This is a genomic window from Scytonema sp. NUACC21 (genome assembly GCF_054684315.1).
Genome location: NZ_BAAFZH010000053.1, coordinates 1 through 19,745, shown reverse-complemented (window position 1 = coordinate 19,745; position 19,745 = coordinate 1). Strand labels below are relative to the sequence as shown.

The following is a 19,745-nucleotide window of genomic DNA, read 5'->3' as shown; positions in this document are numbered from 1 at the left end:
GACTTCATTCGACCTACTGAATCTTTTGGCTCAAATGAATTTATCAAGTGATGAACAAAATTGTTTGGAATTTACTGCTAGCTACTCCGGTTATTTTAAGTCTATTATTAGCAATTGATGCAAAAGCTGTTGCCCAGCCAACAGAAACAACACCAGAGACAAAAAGAGTTGAGGAACGACTGAGTGAAGAAGATGTGACCCGAGAATTAAAGGGCAGTTCCACTCAAACTTGGGGGGAGCAAACTTCTTCAGCAAAACACAAAGGAAGTGTGTCTCAGACAACATCAGTTTCGCAACTTTCAGATGTACAACCAACTGATTGGGCTTTTGTTGCCCTTCAGTCACTGGTTGAGCGTTATGGCTGTATTGTTGGTTATCCAGACAACACTTTTCGTGGTAACCGCGCTCTCTCCCGCTATGAATTTGCAGCGGGTCTTAATGGGTGTTTGGATCAAATCAATCGCCTCATAGCATCTTCTACAGCTGAGGTGCTAACTCAAGATGATTTAGCGGCTTTGGAAAGATTAACTAAGGAATTTGGACCCGAAATTGCTGAGCTACGAGGGCGGGTAGATAATTTGGAACCTCGTGTTGCTGAAGTAGAAGCCAAGCAATTTTCTACGACTACCAAATTGGTTGGTGATGCTGTCTTTGTGCTGGCTGATGCCATTGGTCCAAGAGCAAATAACACAGAGGCTGATGATACGGATGACGACAGTAACACCTTTCTTGGTTATCGTACCAGACTGGCTTTTCAAACGAGTTTCAGCGGTAGAGACCAATTAACAACAAGTTTAGTAGCATCTAGCATTCCTAACATGGGAGCCTCAACGGGAACACAAATGACTCGTTTTACCCTGGATGAGTCAGCTAACTTCCCAAGTGGTGATTTGTATGTTGATGCCTTGTACTACCGCTTTCCTATAGGTAGCAAGGCGACCGCTTGGGTAGGGACTCGGACACTCAATCCTCCTGCGTACATTCCAACAATTACGAACTTAACTGGCAGTGCCCTTAACGGTGCTTTCTCAAGGTTTGGACAGTTCAACCCCACTGTTTACCGACCGGGCTTTGATGGCGCAGGGGCAGCGTTTGCTTATCGCTTTAACAACAAACTTCAACTCCATTTGAGTTACATACTCGATAACTTTCAGGCTAATGTACCAAACAGAGGGTTGACTAACAGTACATCTCTTGCAATTGGTCAACTCACCTTTTCACCCAATCGTCAGGTTGATGTTGCCCTCACCTATGCCCGCAAATATTATCTTGCTCAATCTGGTTTTAACCTTACAGGGGGTACAGGGAGTGCGTTTGCAAGAAATCCTTTTCAACAAAATGCCACAACCTCAGATAACTTCGGGCTTCAATTCAGCTGGAGACTCAGCCCTCGCTTCTCTTTAGGTGGTTGGTTCGGTTATACTTTAGCGCACCAGGAGACAGGGGGTGATAGTGAAGCAACTATAGTGAATGGTGCTCTCACGTTTGGTTTTCCAGACTTATTCAAAGAAGGTAATTTAGGAGGCTTTGTAATTGGTGTACCACCTAAAGTTACCGACACTGACTATAGAGTGGCAGGACAGAAACGAGAAGATCCGGATACTTCTTTACATCTTGAGGCTTTCTATCGCTTCCGATTGAATAGCAATATCAGTATTACCCCCATTGTTTATGTGATTACCAAGCCAGAGCATAATGATGCCAACGATCCAATTTGGGTAGGTGTACTGCGTACTAGCTTTGCTTTCTAGTAAAAATTTTGTTGAAAAGTTGCTTTTTTTCTTAAAATACTACGGTAAGCCAATCAGTTTATAGTACGAAACAATTTTTTGTAGGAGTGAAGTTGAATGTTTAACAAAATTTTAAAAATCTTAGTGAATCAATGGAAATCGTTGATTAAACTCCGATTCCTTCAACACGACCGGAGAAAGAGATTATTCTCAAATCTTCCAGTTCCCATTTTTGGAGCTTTTGTTGCAGGTTTGTGCTTAAGCTTGTTATTTGCTGCGTGCTCAGCTAATAATTCTGCTGATTCCAATTCCACAGCAACATCTGTTGCTAATACTGGTTCAACCAAAGCATCTGTTGTCAGGTTTGGGTATCAAAAATCGGCAATTTTGATCAAAGCTAAGGGAGTTTTAGAAAAACGCCTGCAACCAGAAGGAGTGTCAGTTGAGTGGATTGAATTTCCTGCTGGTCCACAACTGCTAGAAGCTTTAAATGTTGGGAGTATTGACTTTGGGCATACAGGAGAATCACCACCAATTTTTGCCCAAGCAGCTGGTTTGGTGAAGAAGAAGTTACCACTGGTGCTTCTAACGACCTGCAACACGTGGCACGTGTAGCCCGTCAAATGGTGACACGTTTTGGGATGAGCGATCGTTTGGGACCAGTTGCCCTTGGACGTCAGCAAGGCAATATGTTCCTCGGTCGGGACATCATGTCAGAACGGGACTTCTCCGAAGAAACTGCAGCGGCAATTGATGAAGAAGTTCGTCAGTTGGTAGAAACAGCTTACCGACGCGCTAAACAAGTGTTGGAGAATAACCGCCTCATTCTCGACCAACTCGCAGCGATGCTGGTTGAGAAAGAAACTGTAGATGCCGAAGAGTTGCAAGAATTGTTGGCAAACAATGATGTCAAAACTGCGACTTTTGCTTAGTGAGTGAGGATTGAGAATTTAAGATTTAAACAGGTCTTAGTTTCTAATTCTTAATGCACATTAATCAGGGTAATTCTGGTATTGTCTGGAATTATCCTGATTTTTTATTTTTATCCAACAAAGAATAAATCAATAACCATGAATCAGCCCCAAACAGAATTTGATACACCTTGGAAAGATATACTGCAACAATATTTTGAGGACTTTGTACTATTTTTCTTTCCTCAAGCTCATAAAGAAATTGATTGGACACAACCCCCGGAGTTTCTAGACAAAGAACTGCAAAAAGTTGTGCGGGATGCAGAATTGGGACGACGCTTAGTTGATAAGCTCGTTAAAATTTATCGTCATGGGGGCAAAGAGACTTGGATATTAATTCACGTCGAGGTTCAAAGCCAGGAAGAAAGTGACTTTGCCCAAAGAATGTTTACCTGTAACTATCGTATCTACGATCGCTACAAGCGATCGGTGGCTTCCCTAGCCGTGTTGGGAGACGAAAGAAGCAACTGGCGACCAAATCAATTTGGCTACCAGGTATTTGATTGTGAAATGAATTTCAAGTTTCCAGTCGTGAAATTGCTAGACTATCAACAGCAGTGGCAAGAGCTAGAAGCTAGCCGCAACCCCTTTGCTACTGTGGTGATGGCTCATTTAAAAGCCATAGAAACACGTAATAATAGTCAACAGCGTCTTCAATCAAAGCTAACTCTAACTAAACGGTTGTATGAGCAAGGCTTTATGCGAGAAGATATTATTAATCTTTTTGCATTCATAGATTGGATAATGAGTCTACCAGAAGAGTTAGAGCTAGAGTTTGAACAACAATTAATTCAATACGAGGAGGAAAAAAAGATGCCATATATTACGAGTATAGAGCAAAGAGGTGAGCAAAGAGGTGAGCAAAGAGGTGAGCAAAGAGGTGAGCAAAGAGGTGAGCAAAAGGGAATTAAAATTGGTTTGCTCGAGGGAATTGAACTAGCATTGGAACTGAAGTTTGGTAATTTAGGGCTTAACCTGATGCCAGAAATTTCAAAAATTGAAGATGTGGAACAATTAAGAGCTATCAAAACTGCTCTAAAAACCGCCCAGAATGTTGAAGAATTACGTAGTATTTATCATGAAGATGCATATAAAGAACCCCACCGCCTCCTAACCTCCCCAAGATATCGGGGAGGTTAGGAGGGGTAAAAATTGGTGCAGCTTCATCTTAAATTGATATTAGAGAAAGATAAACACAAATTTAGATAAATTTAAATTCAAGTCTTTTACTTATTATTTTTCAATGAAATTATCCGAACTTAGCTCTGAAACTATCGATCGCATTATCGAAATGGCATGGGAAGACAGAACGCCATTTGAGGCAATTCAAGAACAATTTGGCTTGCAAGAAAAAGAGGTCATTGCTCTGATGCGTCGAGAAATGAAGGCATCTAGTTTTCGTATGTGGCGGGAACGTGTCACCGGACGCAAAAGCAAGCATTTACAAAAGCGAGAGATAAGTATAACCAGATTCAAATCGCACAATCAAAAGATATAGTTATATCCAAACCTCTCTCAAAGGATGATTGAAAAGTAGATTGTTAAACATCGCCCATCTTCTCGACCTAATCCCCCTAGCCCCCAACCCGTATAGGAAAAGGGGGTTTCAATACCTCTTTCCTGACGGGAGAGAGGTTTGAAGTAAACTTTATGCCTTAGTTACAACGTTTTAAGAAAAGAATTCCCTCATGCTTTTAGCCAGGGGATTAAGGGCTGTGTAGTTCAGCTAAGGTTGGTTAACATACCGGGATTTACACCAAAACCTGCTATATGTAGGATTTGTTGTTCGGTATCGAACTAACTCAAACTTAGTAGATAATTAATCATATATGACGAGATTTGACTATGCAAACAGATACTATTATTGGAATGATTTTATTGTTGATTGGTAATCGCAGTACTTTATTCCTGTAGAGAGTCTCGTATTGATAATGATAATATTAAGAAAGGGGTAGAGGCGAGCGACACTTGTCTCCACCCCTTCCCCTCTTATATGATTATTATTATTTAAGTTTATTTATATATTTAGATATATTGACAAATTGCATTATTTTTTAATCTGTCACGAGTGGTCTTAACGGTCTTAACTGTCCTTGATAAGAATTCAAAGTTTTGACATATTAAATCAACAACAAGTCCTGTGAGGAAAATTTTAAGTCATGAAGATTTTTAGCAACCTTCAGAAAGTTATTTCGGTTAAAAGTTGGTGTTTACAAAATCTTTTTAATTTCAGAAATTAACTAGTACTAAGTCTGCTAACATCAATCTGAAAATTACCTCAAGTAATGCTCGGCGCTATCTAGTTTGAAAAAATTCACAATTTTACGTGATTGTGTTTGAGAATTTATTAAGTAACAAGAATTCTTTACAAAAATAAAAGACCGAGTATATAGTCGGTCTTTTGTTCCCGTGTGAATCAACGTATGAGTCTTAGTTGTAGAAATCTTCAATTTTCACATCGGTGGGCTCACTTCCTACAATCTTTCTAACGATAATTTTGGATTCTTTAGGCGTTTTGTATATATATCGGATACCATCTAGCTTTCCTTCTTGGCGAAGCCTATCCCAGTCAGCGGAATTAACTTTAAGAGTCACAGTATAACCACAGGAATTGTAGTACATATCATTAGTAACTATACCTCCCGACCAGCCGTAGAAAGCAGCAGCATCTTCATAAAAAACTGGTATGGTAGTATTTGAACCAGTATTTAACGTTTTCAAGCAATCATCAGCAACAGCCGGCGGTATACCTAGTGATAGGCTTAAGCCGACCATGATTAACAAGACAATTATGATTTTCTTCATTGTATAAATCCTCTTCGCGAAACACTTTCGTGCCCAGAAAGCAGCTTGTTTTGGGCGAGAGCAATTGGAAGTGGTCTAGTTTTCTCCAGCCAAAGTTTATAACGAAGCTTTTTCAATAACAACCAACCGCAGCTGGTTGACAAATGTTTAATATTATGTCAATAGCTTGACGTTTCGATCGCATTATTACATTACGTACAAAAATGTATTAGATTTGCCAGCCCTTTCAACGCGTTCATCTGTACTAAAATTTTGATCCAAAATCGATGCCCAATTAATCCTTATGCAATCAGCCTCACAGCATATTGTGCAAAAAAATGACCAATTTTACGAGGAATTTCTTGACCGTTTTTGATGTACTTATGTATTTAAGAACATCGATAGCCCAAAGACCTCATTTTTCGATCCAGTCTGAGAGCGGGTTTCAGCTTCAGCCATATGCACATTAGCTCAGATTCTTCTATCTCTCTTGAGTGTGAGAAACTTTTGAGACAGATCCTCAGTCTCTTTCTATACATTACTCAAGCACTCAGCCATGTTTGAATCTGCTAAAGGCATCCCAGGATTGCCCGATCTAACGCATCCTACCGAACTTATTCAATTCGGAACGCATCTACTCAAAGCTTCACTATTACTAGTATTCCTGGTTGTTGCTTTAGGAATTGCAATTGCTCTATTAAGTTTTGCCCTGCGTCGAAACCAAGAGCAACAAGCTATTTTAATCGGAGAATGGGCTGTTAGTTACTCCCAATTATTAAGGGGATTGCAACATTTAACTCTGATATTAGTTCTAGTTGTGGCAGGGTTTTTTCTCTGTTCGACTTTAGGGAATCGCTATCATCATTGGGAACAAGCAAAGGTGGCTCAAGTTGCACAGAGTGTTGCAGGGGAAAGACTGGAACAAATGGCACCGCAAGTGCGATATATCACAGAAGAACCATATACTTACAACACTCAAGTTAATGGCAGGATAGTTAAGGTCAATGATAAGCAAAAAATTAACCGTTTCCTGGCTTTGAGTGGCTCGCAAATTCAAGTTAAGATTGACCAAAGTGCTGATGTTCAAGCCCGCCGCGCTATATATAAAGTAGATTATGTTGCTGACTATAAAATAGTTAACCAACTTAAAGATATCAATAGTTTTTTCTTTGAAGCGCAACCGCCGATTGGTTATTCTCTACTACAAAGTTACAAAGTCGAGCGTGATGGTACTCGTTTACAACAAACCAATCCGGGCGATTATAACTTTCTGTTTCAACTGCAGCCCGGTCAAGAAACAAGTCTCAGAGTCACTTACAAAGCTCAAGGAGGTCCGCGCTGGGTTTATAACTCTAACGGGCAGTTGCTTTCTAATTTTCGCTTAAATGCGATCGCCAATTTTGCAGGGGCTGATTTTGCAAGTGGTATCATACCAAGCGAGATGGAAACTGATGGAAGAAGCACCCGGTATACTTGGATATTTGACGATAATGTTTCGGTCAGAAATCCATTTGGAGTTTTTACCAACACGAATCCAATTCGCGATACTGGAGTTCTTCCCCGCTTGCTGTTACTAGCACCAGCAATATTTCTTTGGTGGATACTGTTGCTATATTTATCACTGCCAATAAGTTTGAGAAATGTTGCAATTGCGGGTGGTATCTTCTTTGCTTGTCTGCTGACTTTGACTTATCTCAGCCGCCTGATGAGCCCTCCAATTGCTTGGGCTTTAATTTCCCTCATCTTGCTATTTTTAACTTGGGGTTTGGGGTCAAACCGCAATGCATCTCTCGCTGCTATCATCTGCACAATTTCTGGCGTTGTGTTTCCTATTTTTGGATTATTAGTACCGTTTAGTGGTCTGACTCTCAGTCTTGCGGGCTTTCTTTCTGCTATTTGGCTTGCAGTTCGTCACTGGTATGGTTGGTACAGCTTGGAACCACAAGAAAGCGATTTCAACTTTTAGTTTTTCCCGCCTCTGGCACTTCCAAAAATCCCTCTCGCGATTCGTCTTGCATACGTGATTCTCCCCAAGCATTACTGTTAAATTTGTAACAACCGTGCGAGCGACTGCGGTAATGGAAGCACGATGGCAATCAACACAACCATTGCTAGCAATCCCCCTATGTCCCGTTTGTTATCTAGGTCGCTAACATCATTGAGAGCAGGCTCATCAATCAGCGGTAGGAATAATAAAATAATCGCCCACAAGAAAAACTCTTGCTGAACTAAAGAAAGTAGCAGCAGCAATAAGCGAGAAATTTGACCGATGACAACTGCTGTTCTTTGCCCAAATATGGCATGAACAATGTGACCCCCATCAAGTTGTCCTACTGGCATCAAATTCAATGCTGTCACTATCAGACCCAAAAACCCAGCTACTGCTACCGGATGGAGGTCAATTGCTGATGATGGTGTTAACTGACTGCCTAAGGCTAACTTTGAAATTACCGCCAGTAATATGGAGTATTTGGGATTGAGAGCATCGGGGTTTAAAATCCCAGCTTTTTCCGATTGCGGAACGACGTCAGAATGAGCCAAACCCCAAAATAATAAGGGTAAGGTTGCTACGAAACCTGCTATTGGTCCTGCACTCCTAACGTCAAATAAAGCTTTGCGATTGCGCTACCGCATCATGATGAACACGATTTTAGAAAGCGATCGCAGGTTCGGTGTCTTGATGGTAGACCCGGTAAGAGGTACGATTGCTGATGTTGGTTGCTGCGCGGAAATTATTCATTACCAGCGGCTGCCAGATGACCGCCTGAAAATGTTAACTCTAGGGCAACAAAGATTTCGTCTTCTCAAGTACGTTCGTGAAAAGCCCTATCGAGTGGGTTTGGTAGAGTGGATTGAAGACCATCCTCCTACGCGGGACTTGCGACCTTTGGCTACTGAAGTGGAACAACTGCTGCGAGATGTTGTCAGACTCTCAGCTAAGTTGACCGAACAAAACATCAAGCTACCAGAAGATTTGCCAGATTTACCAATAGAATTATCTTACTGGGTTGCAAGTAACCTTTATGGTGTCGCCGCAGAGCAGCAAGCACTGCTAGAGTTACAGGATACCGTCGCTCGTCTGGAAAGAGAAGCAGAAATTTTGACTTCCACTCGCAATCATCTAGCCGCTCGTACCGTTCTCAAAGATACGTTTAACTAGAAGTAGTTAGTAGTTAGTAGTTAGTAGTTAGTAGCTCTTCGTCCCCACTAACCACTAACTAATCACCACTAACTCTTGAGTTGGCAAAACATTATAACTGCCAAAGATTTTTAAGACCTCTGTATACGGCATTATTTCTGCTAAAGCAGATTTGACTTCAGCCTCAGACGCGTCTGCTTCTATATCTATAAAAAACAAGTATTCCCCAAGGGAGCGTTTGGTAGGACGAGATTCAATTTTACTTAAGTTAATCCCTAAATTAGCAAACACCTGTAGAGGTTTCGCCAATGCTCCAGGTATATTGGCGGTCGTACTAAAAGCAAGAGAAGTGTGACTCGCATGTTCTAGATGAGAGGGGCGAGCAAAAGGTAGATAATTCTGGCTGATGACCCAGAATCGAGTACAGTTTTCCGGATAATCGTTAATACCACTTGCCAGTACGGGCAGGTTGTATAGTTGCGCCGCACGTTGAGATGAAATAGCTGCGGCTGTTACGTCTTGTTCAAGTTGCAGTAATGCCTCGGTTGTGGAATTTGTTGGAATAAGTTGTACATTGGGAAGGGCTCGATCCAACCACTTCTGACACTGTGCTAGAGCTTGTGGATGAGAGTAAACGAATCTAATATCTTCTATGCTTTGAGCACAAGAAATTAACACGTGGACTATTGGTATGACCAAAGCCAACTGAATTTGCAAGTTATCCAGTTGCCACAGTGTATCCAAGGTCATGGTTACACTACCTTCAATAGAATTTTCTACTGGTACCACAGCCAGTTCTACTTGAGATGAAGCAACCGCTCTCAGTGTTTGGGCAATGCTGGGATACGGACATAAGCTAGCTTCCACGTCTGAAGTTTTGGTAAGCCAGTTGGAATAAACAAGAGCCGCTTGTTCTGCGTAAGTCCCTGAAGGTCCTAAATGTGCGATCGATAAATTCATGAATTTTTGAGAGGTGCAAATTTGCTATAGTGCGAATGACTATAAGCAGATAATTATACACAAGAAAATTCCCTTCACACAGGGCTATCTTACTTCTACACCTACATTCGCTTTTTTTCTGTGCCTTGCCAAGCGTTTAAGGCATGATTTTTGATATTTTTCTAGATTTATCATTACCGAAAGTCATACAATGAGAAACATATTCTCAGATTTCTTGGCACGAAAACACAAGACTGTTAAAAAACATTACAATTAATTAACAAGTATTTTAATACTCCCATGCCAACTCGGTTTACTGCATCTCAATTGGTAGCGATCGCAATTCCGGAGCAACCTATTCCGATTCAGCACTACTTGCGACAACCCCAACGTTTGGTTAGAGCATTATTTGACCCCAACCGCGTTGAGCAGCTGTCTGAGGAAGTTTTTCGTCTGAAACTGCGTCCTCTAAGTTTCATGTCATTAAGTATTCAGCCTTCTGTAGATCTAAAAGTCACCGTTGAATCAAATGGTACAATTCGCTTGCAATCGGTAGGTTGTGAAATTCTAGGAATTGAGTATATAAACCAACGCTTTTCTTTAAACTTAAAAGGGTATCTGTCCCCAGAAGAACAAAATACTGGTGCTCACCTTAAAGGAAGAGCCGATTTAGAAGTGAAGCTTGATTTACCACCTCCATTTTCTTTTACACCTAAACCGATTTTAGAAACAACAGGCAATGGATTACTCAAGAGCATTTTGCTGACAATCAAGCAAAGATTGCAACATCAACTCCTAGCTGATTATCGCAATTGGGCAAGATTGCAAACACAACAAATAAGGCGAACTAAGGACAGTACGCAATTGCCGATAGTAACCGAATAGCTACTAATTACGAATTATGTTGGCAGGGACGAAAAGACTTGCGATGCAACCGTGAGGCACCATACTGTTGCAGCGCCATCAAATGGCGCTTGCTTCCATACCCCTTGTTGCGTTCTAAGTCATACATGGGATACTTGGAAGCAAGACGAAGCACCAAAGCGTCACGCCAAACTTTAGCAACAATACTGGCAGAGGCAATAACGATAGATCGCTCATCACCCTTAACTATTGTTTGTTGTGGAATTGGTAAGCCCGTCACCAACTGATTCCCATCAATCAAACACAAAGTAGGTTGTACCCTTAACTTCAGCACAGCCCGCTTCATTGCCAACAGTGTTGCTTGCAAGATATTCATCCGATCGATTTCAGTCGTGGAAGCAAATCCAATTCCCCAGTCTATCGCCAACTCACAAATTTGCTGCGCTAGCAATTCTCTTTGATTGCCAGACAGCTTTTTGCTGTCTTTGATATTAGCTGCAACAAGATGGCGTAAAGCCACTTCTGGTAATATCACAGCTGCTGCCACAACAGGACCAAATAGAGCTCCTCGACCAACTTCATCTACGCCCGCAATCAGTCCTTGAGTGCTTGGCTGCGTAGAGAATTCCAGCCATCTTGTTTCTTGCAAAGGGGCTGGAAACCCCCCGTCAGAAGCGGCAGTTTGCTCTGTTTCTATCATAAATTGGTTAACTTTCAGTGGATGAATCTGAGACAGACGAAGAACGGCGACGGCGACGGCGTTTGTCACCTGTGCTGCTAGCAACTTCAGTCTCATCTACCACTACGGTAAATGCTGGCTCTTCAGTTGCTGGTTCTGGTTCGGATTGGCTAACTTGGCTAACCGGGCTAACTGGCTCAACGATTGTTTGTCTGCTAACTGGTTCGTTAAGACTTGAAGAGGTTGATTCAGAAGTAGATGTTGTGGGCGTAGGTGTTGTGGAATTTTGACCGGGAAGGGTAACGTTAATAATAACTGCCTTAGGATTTCTGACCTCCCGATTCAACTTCAGCAATGGAGATGCGCCTGTATAAGCAAACACTTCTTGTTCCGGCGAAGACATTTCTACTGTGACAATCTCCGGAGGTTCCACCACTGGTTTAACGGGCTCTATTTTAGCAATTTTAGTACGTTCGGGTCTTTCACCCCAAGTCACTTTACTAACGGGCGCGGGAAGTTCCGTGACAGTTCCAAGTTCGGGTTCGTCATCAATATCAAAGTCTTGTTCAAACGGCATTGATGAGTTAGAGATAACCCGTGGTTCTTCTTTGCCATTATTTCCCCCATTTAACCCTTGTTGACGGCTGCGGCGGATACGACGCTTTCTGCTGTCATCATTAATTTCCCGATAGCTGGGGTGGTTGTCTAAGTTCAGAGAAACCAAATCCCGTTCGGGCTCATACAGTGATGGTTCTCCATATCCTTCATAACTGCTTTCCCGTGGTTCTGGGACTCGGGTTGTTTGTGCCAGACGGGGTTGTTCTCTGTTAGACAGAGGAGCAAAGCGGTCTGGTAGGTCTGCTGGTGTTGTTGGCAGACGGGTTTCAGTTTCGCCTGGTAGGTGAACAACGTGGCCTAAACCACCACAGGTGGGACAGGTTTTTCCAAAGAGTTCGTATATATTTTGACCTTGGCGCTTCCGAGTCAGTTCAACCAAACCCAGTTCGGTCAATTGAGCAATTTGGGGACGGGCTTTGTCTGCTTTTAGGGCTTTATTAAAGTGTTCTAAAACATGGAGTTGATCTCGGCGCGATTCCATATCGATGAAATCAACAACAATCACTCCAGCAATATTTCGCAGGCGTAACTGGCGAGCTATTTCTGTGGCTGCTTCGCAGTTCGTCCACAAAACTGTTTCCCTAGCTGTTGCCGAGCGGGTGAAGGAGCCAGAGTTGACATCTATGACCGTTAATGCTTCTGTTGGCTCAATAATTATATATCCACCAGAAGGTAGATCGACTCTAGGTTTAAGGGCTTCTTTAATAGCAGCATTAATGCGGAAGTACTCTAGTATAGCAGCGCGATCGCGATGATGGTCGATTAACAACCCTTGTGGTGTTTGCCCGCCACTCCAGTTTTGCAGGTACTGCTTCACCCGCTTCAATCCCGTGCTGGAGTCTACCACAATCCGGTTTACATCCGCGCCATACATATCCCGTAGAACGCGTTGAATAAAATCATCATCTCTATTGAGCAATGCTGGGGCACGGGTTGATTGTGCTTCTTGCTGAATTGCCTCCCATTGCTTTTGCAGCAATTCTAAGTCTTCTATAATTGCCTCTTCCGGCTTGCCTTCCGCTTCTGTACGAACTAGCAAACCCATACCTGCGGGTTTAATTAAAATCGCCAAAGCACGCAAGCGGTTCCGTTCGCTTTCACTCTTAATCCGCCTTGAGAGATTGACGCCTCGTCCGTAAGGCATCAGTACTACATAACGTCCCGGTAAGGTGATGTTCCCTGTCAGCCTCGGTCCTTTTGTACCTGTTGGCTCTTTCATCACTTGAACCAACACTTTTTGCTGCGGCACTAACAATTCTGTAATGGCTGATGCCGTGCGCTTTAGCCGCAATGGACCCAGGTCAGTCACGTGAATAAAACCATTTCTTTCCGGGTCTCCTATATTGACAAAGGCTGCATCTATCCCTGGTAGTACATTTTCAACAACTCCCAGGTAAATATCCCCTATTTGGTGATGACCCGTTGCTACAACTAATTCTTGTATTTGGTCTTCTGAAAATACTGCAGCAATCTGATGCTGTTCCGCGATGATAATTTGTTTTGGCATTCAATTATTTTCCTCAATTCTTGGCAGCATAAATAAACTTGGGGGTTTGTTATTCATGGAAAGCCCCTTGCAAGCCCAGCCATATGCTGCTGGTAATAAAAATTGCGATTCTTCGCTCAAACTTAAAGAGCTATTTACTCTGTCAAAAGCGCTTACACATTCGCCAGTTGCGGGACTGTTGGGAAACACGATGGCACTCCCTTCAAATTTGGGATTGCCCTTCTCCTTTCGGAGTCGCTTTCGCGTTGCTGCAGGCTATAGCCACATAGCTATACAGGTTTGCCCTCTGGGTTCGCCTTTCGGTTTCACCCTCTCGACTTACCAGTCCCTGGGATGGGGTAACCCTCCTTTAGGAATGGCTCACCGCCCAAGGGTGTGCCTTCCAACGCGCTAGCTCCCTGATTTTTCCAGAACGGCTGCATATTATTTAAACAATTTAATCACCCGTCCGTGGTTAATTTTTGATACGATGCTCTTACCAATTAAGGCTTAAGCACTCAAAGTAGTTTTAAAAATCATAGATTTAGAGAAGCCGACGGAGCGTGTTGTTGATTGCTGATCCACTGACTAGCTATTTAAAGAGAGTGTTAATGAATCTGCTTCGGGTTTTCACCGGATAAAATCCTAGATATCGCACTCCAATATCTTTGCTTTTACGCCCTGAATTGTACCAGGGTTGTGAACCAGATCACTCAATGCATATTGTTGCGAGTACACATGCTTCTAACACGGGAATTGCTTATTAAATAAGGGTTGGCTGCTTAGCTGTCAATCTGGGATAAAAGTGAGTCCCTACAAGTATATTCGCCTATTTGTGCGTCTCTTTTTTACAACTTTGTATCTCATTTTCAATGGAGAACTATTGATTTAACTCTATAGCTAAAATATTGAGGATAGTTTTTAACTATACCTTCGCCCAATTTACAACAAGCAGACTGCTAATGGGAAACTATTCCTCAAGCATTGCTGAATTTGGTAATGAATTACGTAGGATCGTAGTATGTTTTTCAATCTCCAGCAAATCTCTGTAGAGACGCGCTGTTTGAAGCGTCTCTACATGAATGAGAATTTTGAAATTCATATGTTGATTCAGCAACGCCATTTCTCACAATTGAGAAACTACAAGACATTGAATCCAACTGTGCATTACAGCAATTTTCAATTGATTGCAACCCCAACCCTACAGACTATAGAAAATCTCTAGAATTTGGAGATTCGATATTGAAAAAAGCAATAGTGGTTTCCCAATTAACTGTTTGATGAAGCAAGCACTGAGTTAATAACTCTTTGAGAGTCTGGATTTCCTCTGGTTTGAGATTGAGTGCCAGACGGTCTGCATAACTGGGTTTAGCTGGGTTAAGAGCAAACAAGCGCTCAATAAAAGCTGATGTAATATACATTTGCGTTATGCTGCGCTCAACTTCAACTTCAACAACCAAACCAGCATCCTCAAAAGCTCTTTGTAAATCGTCAGCGTCCCAATTGAGCATTGGGTCAGATGGAAAGGTATAGATAGATTCCTCAGCCCGAACCAATCGCTCGTATAATTTTGCCTCAAGCTTTGCTGGGTCAAGCAGACGATAAAACCTTTGAGTATGGCGTGGCACTGTTTCTGCCAGTACAATTCTCCCAGAATTGGGCAGTAATCCAGCCAGAATTTTAGCCCCAGCTACTTTATCTGGCTCGTTGAGCAGTGCATTGCGTCCAACAATACAATCAAATCGAACATCAGGGGCATAGGAAGCCAATGCGGCAGGTAGCTCAGTAAATGTCGCAGTGAAAACTACGGGACGCAGGAGTTCTGTTAATGCCGCTGCTTGTTGCTGTAAGGCTTCAGCTTCACTTGCCTTATAGGTACAAGAGTAGACTCCACCTTCTGGAACTTGGCGCAATGCTTCCCAACTCAACAGCCCACTTCCAGCATTGATGTCTAAGACTAGGTGATGGCGCTGTAGTTGGGCGCAAGTGAAAATACGGTCTCTTATAGTACCTAACTTTACACCAACCTGAGACAAGGTACGCTGCAACCACCGTTCGGAGGTACGGTCAAGTTTTCCGTAAGTCAGCACTTCTTGTGATTCTACACCCTCCATCGCAGCAGCAACTTGCATTTCACGATGGCGAGCAACGAGTGTGGCAATTTTCTTTTCGTATCCTTGGTCTTGAGGCTGATAGAAAACCTGTCCCTGCAAATTAGAGGGTAAATATTGTTGAGCAACCCAATGGTCGCGGTAGGCATGAGGATATAAATAACCTGCCCCATGTCCAAACCCTTCCTTATCGCGATTGGCATCTTTCAGGTGAGTGGGAATATCATCCTCCCGTTCCTTTTCCACTGCAGCCAAAGCATCAAAAAAACCCATAATGCTGTTTGACTTGGGTGCGGTTGATAAATAAAGGGCTGCTTGTGCTAGGTGATAGCGCCCTTCTGGCATTCCCACGCGGTCAAAGGCAGTTGCACAAGCATTCACCACCACAACTGCATTGGGATCGGCAAGCCCGACATCCTCACTCGCTAAAATCAACATCCGGCGAAAGATAAAGCGGGGATCTTCACCAGCATAGACCATTTTTGCCAGCCAATACAAAGCCGCGTCTGGGTCAGAACCACGCAAGCTTTTGATAAAAGCACTGATAGTATCAAAGTGGGCATCACCTTCTTTGTCGTATAAAACAGCACGTTGCTGAATTGATTCCTCTGCAACTGCTAATGTGACGTGAATCATGCCTGCTGTATCGGGGGGCGTTGTCTCTACTGCCAGTTCTAACGCATTAAGAAGCGATCGCGCATCTCCGTTAGCAACATTGACCAAATGATTTACAGCATCTGGTTCAAGCTGGACTTGCTTTTTACCATATCCGTGTTCTGTGTCTGTCAGCGCCTGCTGTAGGACACGGTACAAGTCATCATTATTTAATGGCTTGAGTTGAAAAATCCGCGAACGGCTGACGAGAGCTTTATTCACCTCAAAATAAGGATTTTCAGTTGTCGCGCCAATCAAGATAACAGTTCCATTTTCCACCCACGGCAGCAGAGCATCTTGTTGGGATTTGTTGAAGCGATGAACCTCATCCACAAATAAAATAGTTTTTTGATTGTGATACTTGCGATGTTCCCGAGCAGTCTCAATCGCAGCACGAATCTCTTTGACTCCTGAGAGGACAGCGTTAATGGCAATAAAGTGAGCGCGGGTTGTGTTGGCAATGACGCGAGCCAGGGTAGTTTTACCCGTACCAGGGGGTCCATAAAAAATTAACGAGGAAAGCTGGTCTAGATTAATAGCTCGTCGCAACAAGCGCCCCTGTCCAATGATATGGTCTTGACCAATAAATTCATCCAACGTCCTCGGACGCATCCTGGCTGCTAGGGGCGCTTCGGTTCCTAGTGCGTTCTGGTAGTGCTGCTCGAATAAATCCATACAGATAACTGCAACAACCGATCTGTGGGTTGCGTTGCATACCTATCTTAGCTTAACCGACTTTAGTCTTCGTCCTCATCTTCTTCATCTCCAAGAATGTTAAACATTGTGCCCATACCTGCAACTAACTGTTTTGCAACGTTCATCAGCTGTCGTGCATCTTCTTCTGAAGGGATGTTCACGTAGAGGCTTTCGGTATCTAAACCCGCATAAATGGGGTGATAAATCGCAAAAACTCGATTCTTTTCGTTTTCGTAAAGTTTTATCTCCGTATACCCTAATGCTTCTCGGTCAATCAATTCATAACCATTTTCAAGTAGCCAAGTTGACCAATTCCCCTCTCCTGAACGAGGTAATTCGGATAATTGCTTGGTCTGCCAATCCATCACTTTCATCGGGTTCATGTCAGATTTCCTCTGCCGGGGCTCACGCATTCTAAAACAAACAATACCCTATGCCCTGATGCAAGTATTGATAATAAAGTCAGTTCGTTTGTAACAGTTTAGTACACGCCTCATATAAGTTAGAACTGAAAACGGGATAGAACCACTAAAATAAGTAAGTTCTACTGTAAAGTTCTCGTTACTGCAGCACTCCCGTGATGACTGGACTACTAGAAAAATTGCGTGCAACTTTGGCAAAAGATTGGGTTCCGGTTTCTCTTAAGAGATCTCTGTCTCTTATGCAGAAGCAGAATCGCCATCGTGAAGGGCTTGTTGACCAAAACGCACAGGAACTCGCTTTAACAGAGGCTCCTCAAGAAGTCATTTTGGATCGCGATCGTAACAACGATCCCTTCCAATGGTTGCGAATTGTTCTTATAACTAGTATAGGAGCCACCGCTTTATTATTGGGAGTTCGAGAACTGAAATTGTTGCAGTCAGTGGAACTTAAAGCATACGACCAAATGTTGCGGCTGCGTTCTATGGAAGCACCTGATGGGCGTCTAGTGCTAGTAACCGTAACCGAAGACGATATTCAGAAACAAAAATGGCCCTTGTCAGATAGTAAAATCAACGAGTTATTGGCAAAGTTACAGTCGTACAATCCGCGAATTATTGGTATTAATTTATATAGATCGGAGCAGGAAGATTTTGCAGTAGGTTTAAAACCCCAAAATAATATCTTTGGAGTGTGTGCATTTAGCAGCGTAGGAACTCAAGAAATTGGACCACCACCAAATTTTCCCATAGACAATATAGGATTCACCGATTTAGTCACAGATGATGATGGTATTGTTCGCCGCAGTTTATTGTTTGCTCATTCTGAGGAAGATAAGAAATGTACAACAGCTTCATCATTTGCTGCCACACTAGCAATAAGTTATTTAAAAAAAGAAGGTATTGAAGTAGATTTTCCAGACGGACAGAATATGAATTTGGGCCGTGCTAAAATTCCCACTTTAACAACAAATTTTAAATCTCTTAATAACAACGCAGGTAGCTACAAAAACATTGATTCTGCTGGCTACCAAATCATGTTAAATTATAGACATCCGGAGCGCCTTGCACAAGAAGTGACTCTGACACAAGTTTTAAATGGGGCTGTAGATCCTAATTTAGTCAAAGACCGTCTGGTCATCATCGGTACTAAGACCCCCAGTCTTCACCCTGGTTTTTATACCCCCTACAGTGCTTTGGCTGACCAACCAGCAAGAATGGCTCCAGTATTAATTCACGCACAAATAGCAAGCCAACTTCTGAGTGCAGCACTTGATGGACGCCCACTGATTTGGTACCTTCCTGAATGGGCTGAGACAGGGTGGATATGGCTGTGGTCATTTGTAGGTGCTGCATTGGCTTGGCGTTTGCGACATCCTTTAGTGATAGTCGTTGTGGGAGGTACAACCCTCGGTGGCTTAATAACTATTTGTACGACTTTGTTTCTACAGGCAGGGTGGGTACCAGTGGTACCGCCAGCAATAGGATTGGTAATCAGTGGTATGGGTATTATGGCTTACACTACATACCAAACCCAGCAGCAAACTAAGGTGATTGTTTTACAAGTTGAACAGCAAAAAGAAGCAATTGCACAGTTACATACCCTTTTAAAAGAAACGACAGAATTAAAAGACAAACATACTCATATATCAAAAGTAGATACATTAGAAAAAACAACCGGTGATTCTATCCTCAGCGGGCGTTATAAAGTCACGAAGGTTTTGGGTTCAGGTGGATTTGGTTGCACTTATTTAGCAAATGATACACAGCGACCGGGTAATCCCGTTTGTGTGGTAAAGCAGTTAATGCCTGCCCGTCGAGATACAAAATTTATGCAAGTTGCCAGAAGGTTATTTGATGCTGAAGCCGACATTTTAGAAGCTTTAGGAGTACACCATCAAATTCCCCAACTCCTAGCTTATTTTGAGGAAAATAATGAATTTTATTTAGTGCAAGAATATATTCACGGGCATCCTCTGAGTGAGGAACTGCCACCCGTGCGGGGCGTGCAGACAGAGTCCGTTGTCATTGATATGCTCAAAGCAATTCTAGAAGTTTTGGCATTTGTTCACGACCATCGCGTGATTCATCGGGATATTAAACCAACTAATATTCTCAGGCGTAGTTTTGATAATCGCTTAGTGTTGATTGACTTTGGCGCAGTTAAAATGATGCAACCACCAGGCAATGAGCAAACAGAATTAGCAACAGTTGCCATTGGAACGCGAGGTTACGCACCACCCGAACAGTTTGCCGGTCATCCCCGCCTGTGTAGTGACATCTATGCTGTTGGTGTGATTGGCATTCAAGCAATCACTGGGTTACTACCTCACGAACTTCAGCCCAATCCCGAGACTGGAAGTGTGATGTGGCGTCATCGCGCACAAGTGAGCGAAAAGTTGGCACAGATTTTAGACAAGATGGTGCGCTACCATTTTAGCGATCGCTATCAATCAGCCGCTGAAGCCATACAAGATTTAAAATATATTTCCTAGCTACTCCCTTTCCACCATTCCATTACCTCAACACGTAGGGTGGGCACTGCCCACCGTTAGCTTAAGACGTAGGGTGGGCACTGCCAGCCCTTTCAACGCGTTCATTTGTACTAAATTTTTGACCCAAAATCGATGCTTAATTAAGCCTTATACAATCAGA

General features: G+C 42.8%; 14 protein-coding genes and 3 pseudogenes. 10 read left to right on the top strand and 7 right to left on the bottom strand.

The genetic code is table 11. The features are described 5' to 3' along the window. Positions 1-50: 50 nt before the first annotated feature. From ACYRY3_RS07350 to ACYRY3_RS07330, 5 genes and pseudogenes are all read left to right on the top strand, one after another. Complete coding sequence (locus tag ACYRY3_RS07350) at positions 51-1,751, top strand: iron uptake porin (RefSeq protein WP_460201046.1); 1,701 nt, start codon at positions 51-53, stop codon at positions 1,749-1,751. Positions 1,752-1,847: 96 nt separating this feature from the next. After that, entirely contained in the window at positions 1,848-2,345 is a 498-nt protein-coding gene (locus tag ACYRY3_RS07345; RefSeq protein WP_460201045.1) for a hypothetical protein, read from the top strand. Then, positions 2,285-2,662: pseudogene (locus tag ACYRY3_RS07340) on the top strand (cell division protein FtsH); the annotation flags it as partial. The gene ACYRY3_RS07345 and the pseudogene ACYRY3_RS07340, both read left to right, overlap by 61 nt. 138 nt (positions 2,663-2,800) lie before the next feature. Continuing rightward, positions 2,801-3,841, top strand: coding sequence for an Rpn family recombination-promoting nuclease/putative transposase (locus tag ACYRY3_RS07335; RefSeq protein ID WP_460201044.1), 1,041 nt, complete (start codon positions 2,801-2,803; stop codon positions 3,839-3,841). A gap of 103 nt (positions 3,842-3,944) precedes the next feature. Continuing rightward, a complete protein-coding gene (locus tag ACYRY3_RS07330) occupies positions 3,945-4,199 on the top strand; it encodes a TIGR03643 family protein (protein WP_460201043.1) in 255 nt (84 codons plus the stop codon). A gap of 932 nt (positions 4,200-5,131) precedes the next feature. On the opposite strand, the gene ACYRY3_RS07325 is transcribed toward ACYRY3_RS07330, so the two are convergent. Then, positions 5,132-5,506 (bottom strand): hypothetical protein, encoded by a 375-nt coding sequence (locus tag ACYRY3_RS07325; RefSeq protein WP_460201042.1) that lies wholly within the window; start codon positions 5,504-5,506, stop codon positions 5,132-5,134. Between the two features lie 535 nt (positions 5,507-6,041). Between ACYRY3_RS07325 and ACYRY3_RS07320 the strand changes: the two genes are divergently transcribed. Beyond that, positions 6,042-7,451: a hypothetical protein gene (locus ACYRY3_RS07320; RefSeq protein WP_460201041.1), complete on the top strand. Its 1,410-nt coding sequence runs from the start codon at positions 6,042-6,044 to the stop codon at positions 7,449-7,451. Between the two features lie 77 nt (positions 7,452-7,528). Here ACYRY3_RS07320 and ACYRY3_RS07315 read toward each other — a convergent pair. Continuing rightward, positions 7,529-8,107 (bottom strand): annotated as a pseudogene (locus ACYRY3_RS07315) (site-2 protease family protein); the annotation flags it as partial. Position 8,108: 1 nt separating this feature from the next. Here ACYRY3_RS07315 and ACYRY3_RS07310 point away from each other — a divergent pair. Continuing rightward, a pseudogene (locus tag ACYRY3_RS07310) lies at positions 8,109-8,645 on the top strand (LON peptidase substrate-binding domain-containing protein); the annotation flags it as partial. Between the two features lie 54 nt (positions 8,646-8,699). On the opposite strand, the gene pheA reads toward ACYRY3_RS07310, so the two are convergent. Beyond that, a complete protein-coding gene (gene pheA / locus ACYRY3_RS07305) occupies positions 8,700-9,584 on the bottom strand; it encodes a prephenate dehydratase (RefSeq protein ID WP_460201040.1) in 885 nt (294 codons plus the stop codon). Positions 9,585-9,863: 279 nt separating this feature from the next. Here pheA and ACYRY3_RS07300 point away from each other — a divergent pair, with 279 nt between their 5' ends. Then, the gene (locus ACYRY3_RS07300) at positions 9,864-10,448 is read left to right on the top strand and encodes a DUF1997 domain-containing protein (protein ID WP_460201039.1); all 585 of its coding nucleotides are present in this window, start codon (positions 9,864-9,866) and stop codon (positions 10,446-10,448) included. Positions 10,449-10,455: 7 nt separating this feature from the next. Here ACYRY3_RS07300 and ACYRY3_RS07295 read toward each other — a convergent pair whose 3' ends face one another. After that, entirely contained in the window at positions 10,456-11,127 is a 672-nt protein-coding gene (locus ACYRY3_RS07295; RefSeq protein ID WP_460201075.1) for a ribonuclease HII, read from the bottom strand. A 7-nt stretch (positions 11,128-11,134) separates the two neighbouring features. Then, a complete protein-coding gene (rne, locus tag ACYRY3_RS07290; RefSeq protein WP_460201038.1) occupies positions 11,135-13,231 on the bottom strand; it encodes a ribonuclease E in 2,097 nt (698 codons plus the stop codon). A 55-nt stretch (positions 13,232-13,286) separates the two neighbouring features. On the opposite strand from rne, the gene ACYRY3_RS07285 reads away from it, so the two are divergent. Then, on the top strand, positions 13,287-13,625 hold the full coding sequence (locus ACYRY3_RS07285; RefSeq protein WP_460201037.1) for a hypothetical protein: 339 nt from the start codon (positions 13,287-13,289) through the stop codon (positions 13,623-13,625). 793 nt (positions 13,626-14,418) lie between these two features. On the opposite strand, the gene ACYRY3_RS07280 is transcribed toward ACYRY3_RS07285, so the two are convergent. Both ACYRY3_RS07280 and ACYRY3_RS07275 read right to left on the bottom strand, forming a co-directional pair. Continuing rightward, positions 14,419-16,650 carry an AAA family ATPase gene (locus ACYRY3_RS07280; RefSeq protein ID WP_460201036.1) on the bottom strand — a complete coding sequence of 744 codons (2,232 nt, stop codon included), beginning with the start codon at positions 16,648-16,650 and terminating at the stop codon, positions 14,419-14,421. Between the two features lie 62 nt (positions 16,651-16,712). After that, entirely contained in the window at positions 16,713-17,054 is a 342-nt protein-coding gene (locus tag ACYRY3_RS07275; protein WP_460201035.1) for a hypothetical protein, read from the bottom strand. Positions 17,055-17,251: 197 nt separating this feature from the next. Here ACYRY3_RS07275 and ACYRY3_RS07270 point away from each other — a divergent pair, with 197 nt between their 5' ends. Further along, positions 17,252-19,585, top strand: a complete 2,334-nt coding sequence (locus ACYRY3_RS07270; protein WP_460201034.1) for a CHASE2 domain-containing protein — start codon at positions 17,252-17,254, stop codon at positions 19,583-19,585. Positions 19,586-19,745: the final 160 nt, after the last annotated feature.

Bases quoted from the DNA above. Each gene is read 5' to 3' on its own strand.
- ACYRY3_RS07350 (WP_460201046.1), top strand. From the start codon at position 51: ATGAACAAAATTGTTTGGAATTTACTGCTAGCTACTCCGGTTATTTTA.
- ACYRY3_RS07345 (WP_460201045.1), top strand. From the start codon at position 1,848: ATGTTTAACAAAATTTTAAAAATCTTAGTGAATCAATGGAAATCGTTG.
- ACYRY3_RS07335 (WP_460201044.1), top strand. From the start codon at position 2,801: ATGAATCAGCCCCAAACAGAATTTGATACACCTTGGAAAGATATACTG.
- ACYRY3_RS07330 (WP_460201043.1), top strand. From the start codon at position 3,945: ATGAAATTATCCGAACTTAGCTCTGAAACTATCGATCGCATTATCGAA.
- ACYRY3_RS07325 (WP_460201042.1), bottom strand. From the start codon at position 5,506: ATGAAGAAAATCATAATTGTCTTGTTAATCATGGTCGGCTTAAGCCTA.
- ACYRY3_RS07320 (WP_460201041.1), top strand. From the start codon at position 6,042: ATGTTTGAATCTGCTAAAGGCATCCCAGGATTGCCCGATCTAACGCAT.
- pheA (WP_460201040.1), bottom strand. From the start codon at position 9,584: ATGAATTTATCGATCGCACATTTAGGACCTTCAGGGACTTACGCAGAA.
- ACYRY3_RS07300 (WP_460201039.1), top strand. From the start codon at position 9,864: ATGCCAACTCGGTTTACTGCATCTCAATTGGTAGCGATCGCAATTCCG.
- ACYRY3_RS07295 (WP_460201075.1), bottom strand. From the start codon at position 11,127: ATGATAGAAACAGAGCAAACTGCCGCTTCTGACGGGGGGTTTCCAGCC.
- rne (WP_460201038.1), bottom strand. From the start codon at position 13,231: ATGCCAAAACAAATTATCATCGCGGAACAGCATCAGATTGCTGCAGTA.
- ACYRY3_RS07285 (WP_460201037.1), top strand. From the start codon at position 13,287: ATGGAAAGCCCCTTGCAAGCCCAGCCATATGCTGCTGGTAATAAAAAT.
- ACYRY3_RS07280 (WP_460201036.1), bottom strand. From the start codon at position 16,650: ATGGATTTATTCGAGCAGCACTACCAGAACGCACTAGGAACCGAAGCG.
- ACYRY3_RS07275 (WP_460201035.1), bottom strand. From the start codon at position 17,054: ATGAACCCGATGAAAGTGATGGATTGGCAGACCAAGCAATTATCCGAA.
- ACYRY3_RS07270 (WP_460201034.1), top strand. From the start codon at position 17,252: ATGACTGGACTACTAGAAAAATTGCGTGCAACTTTGGCAAAAGATTGG.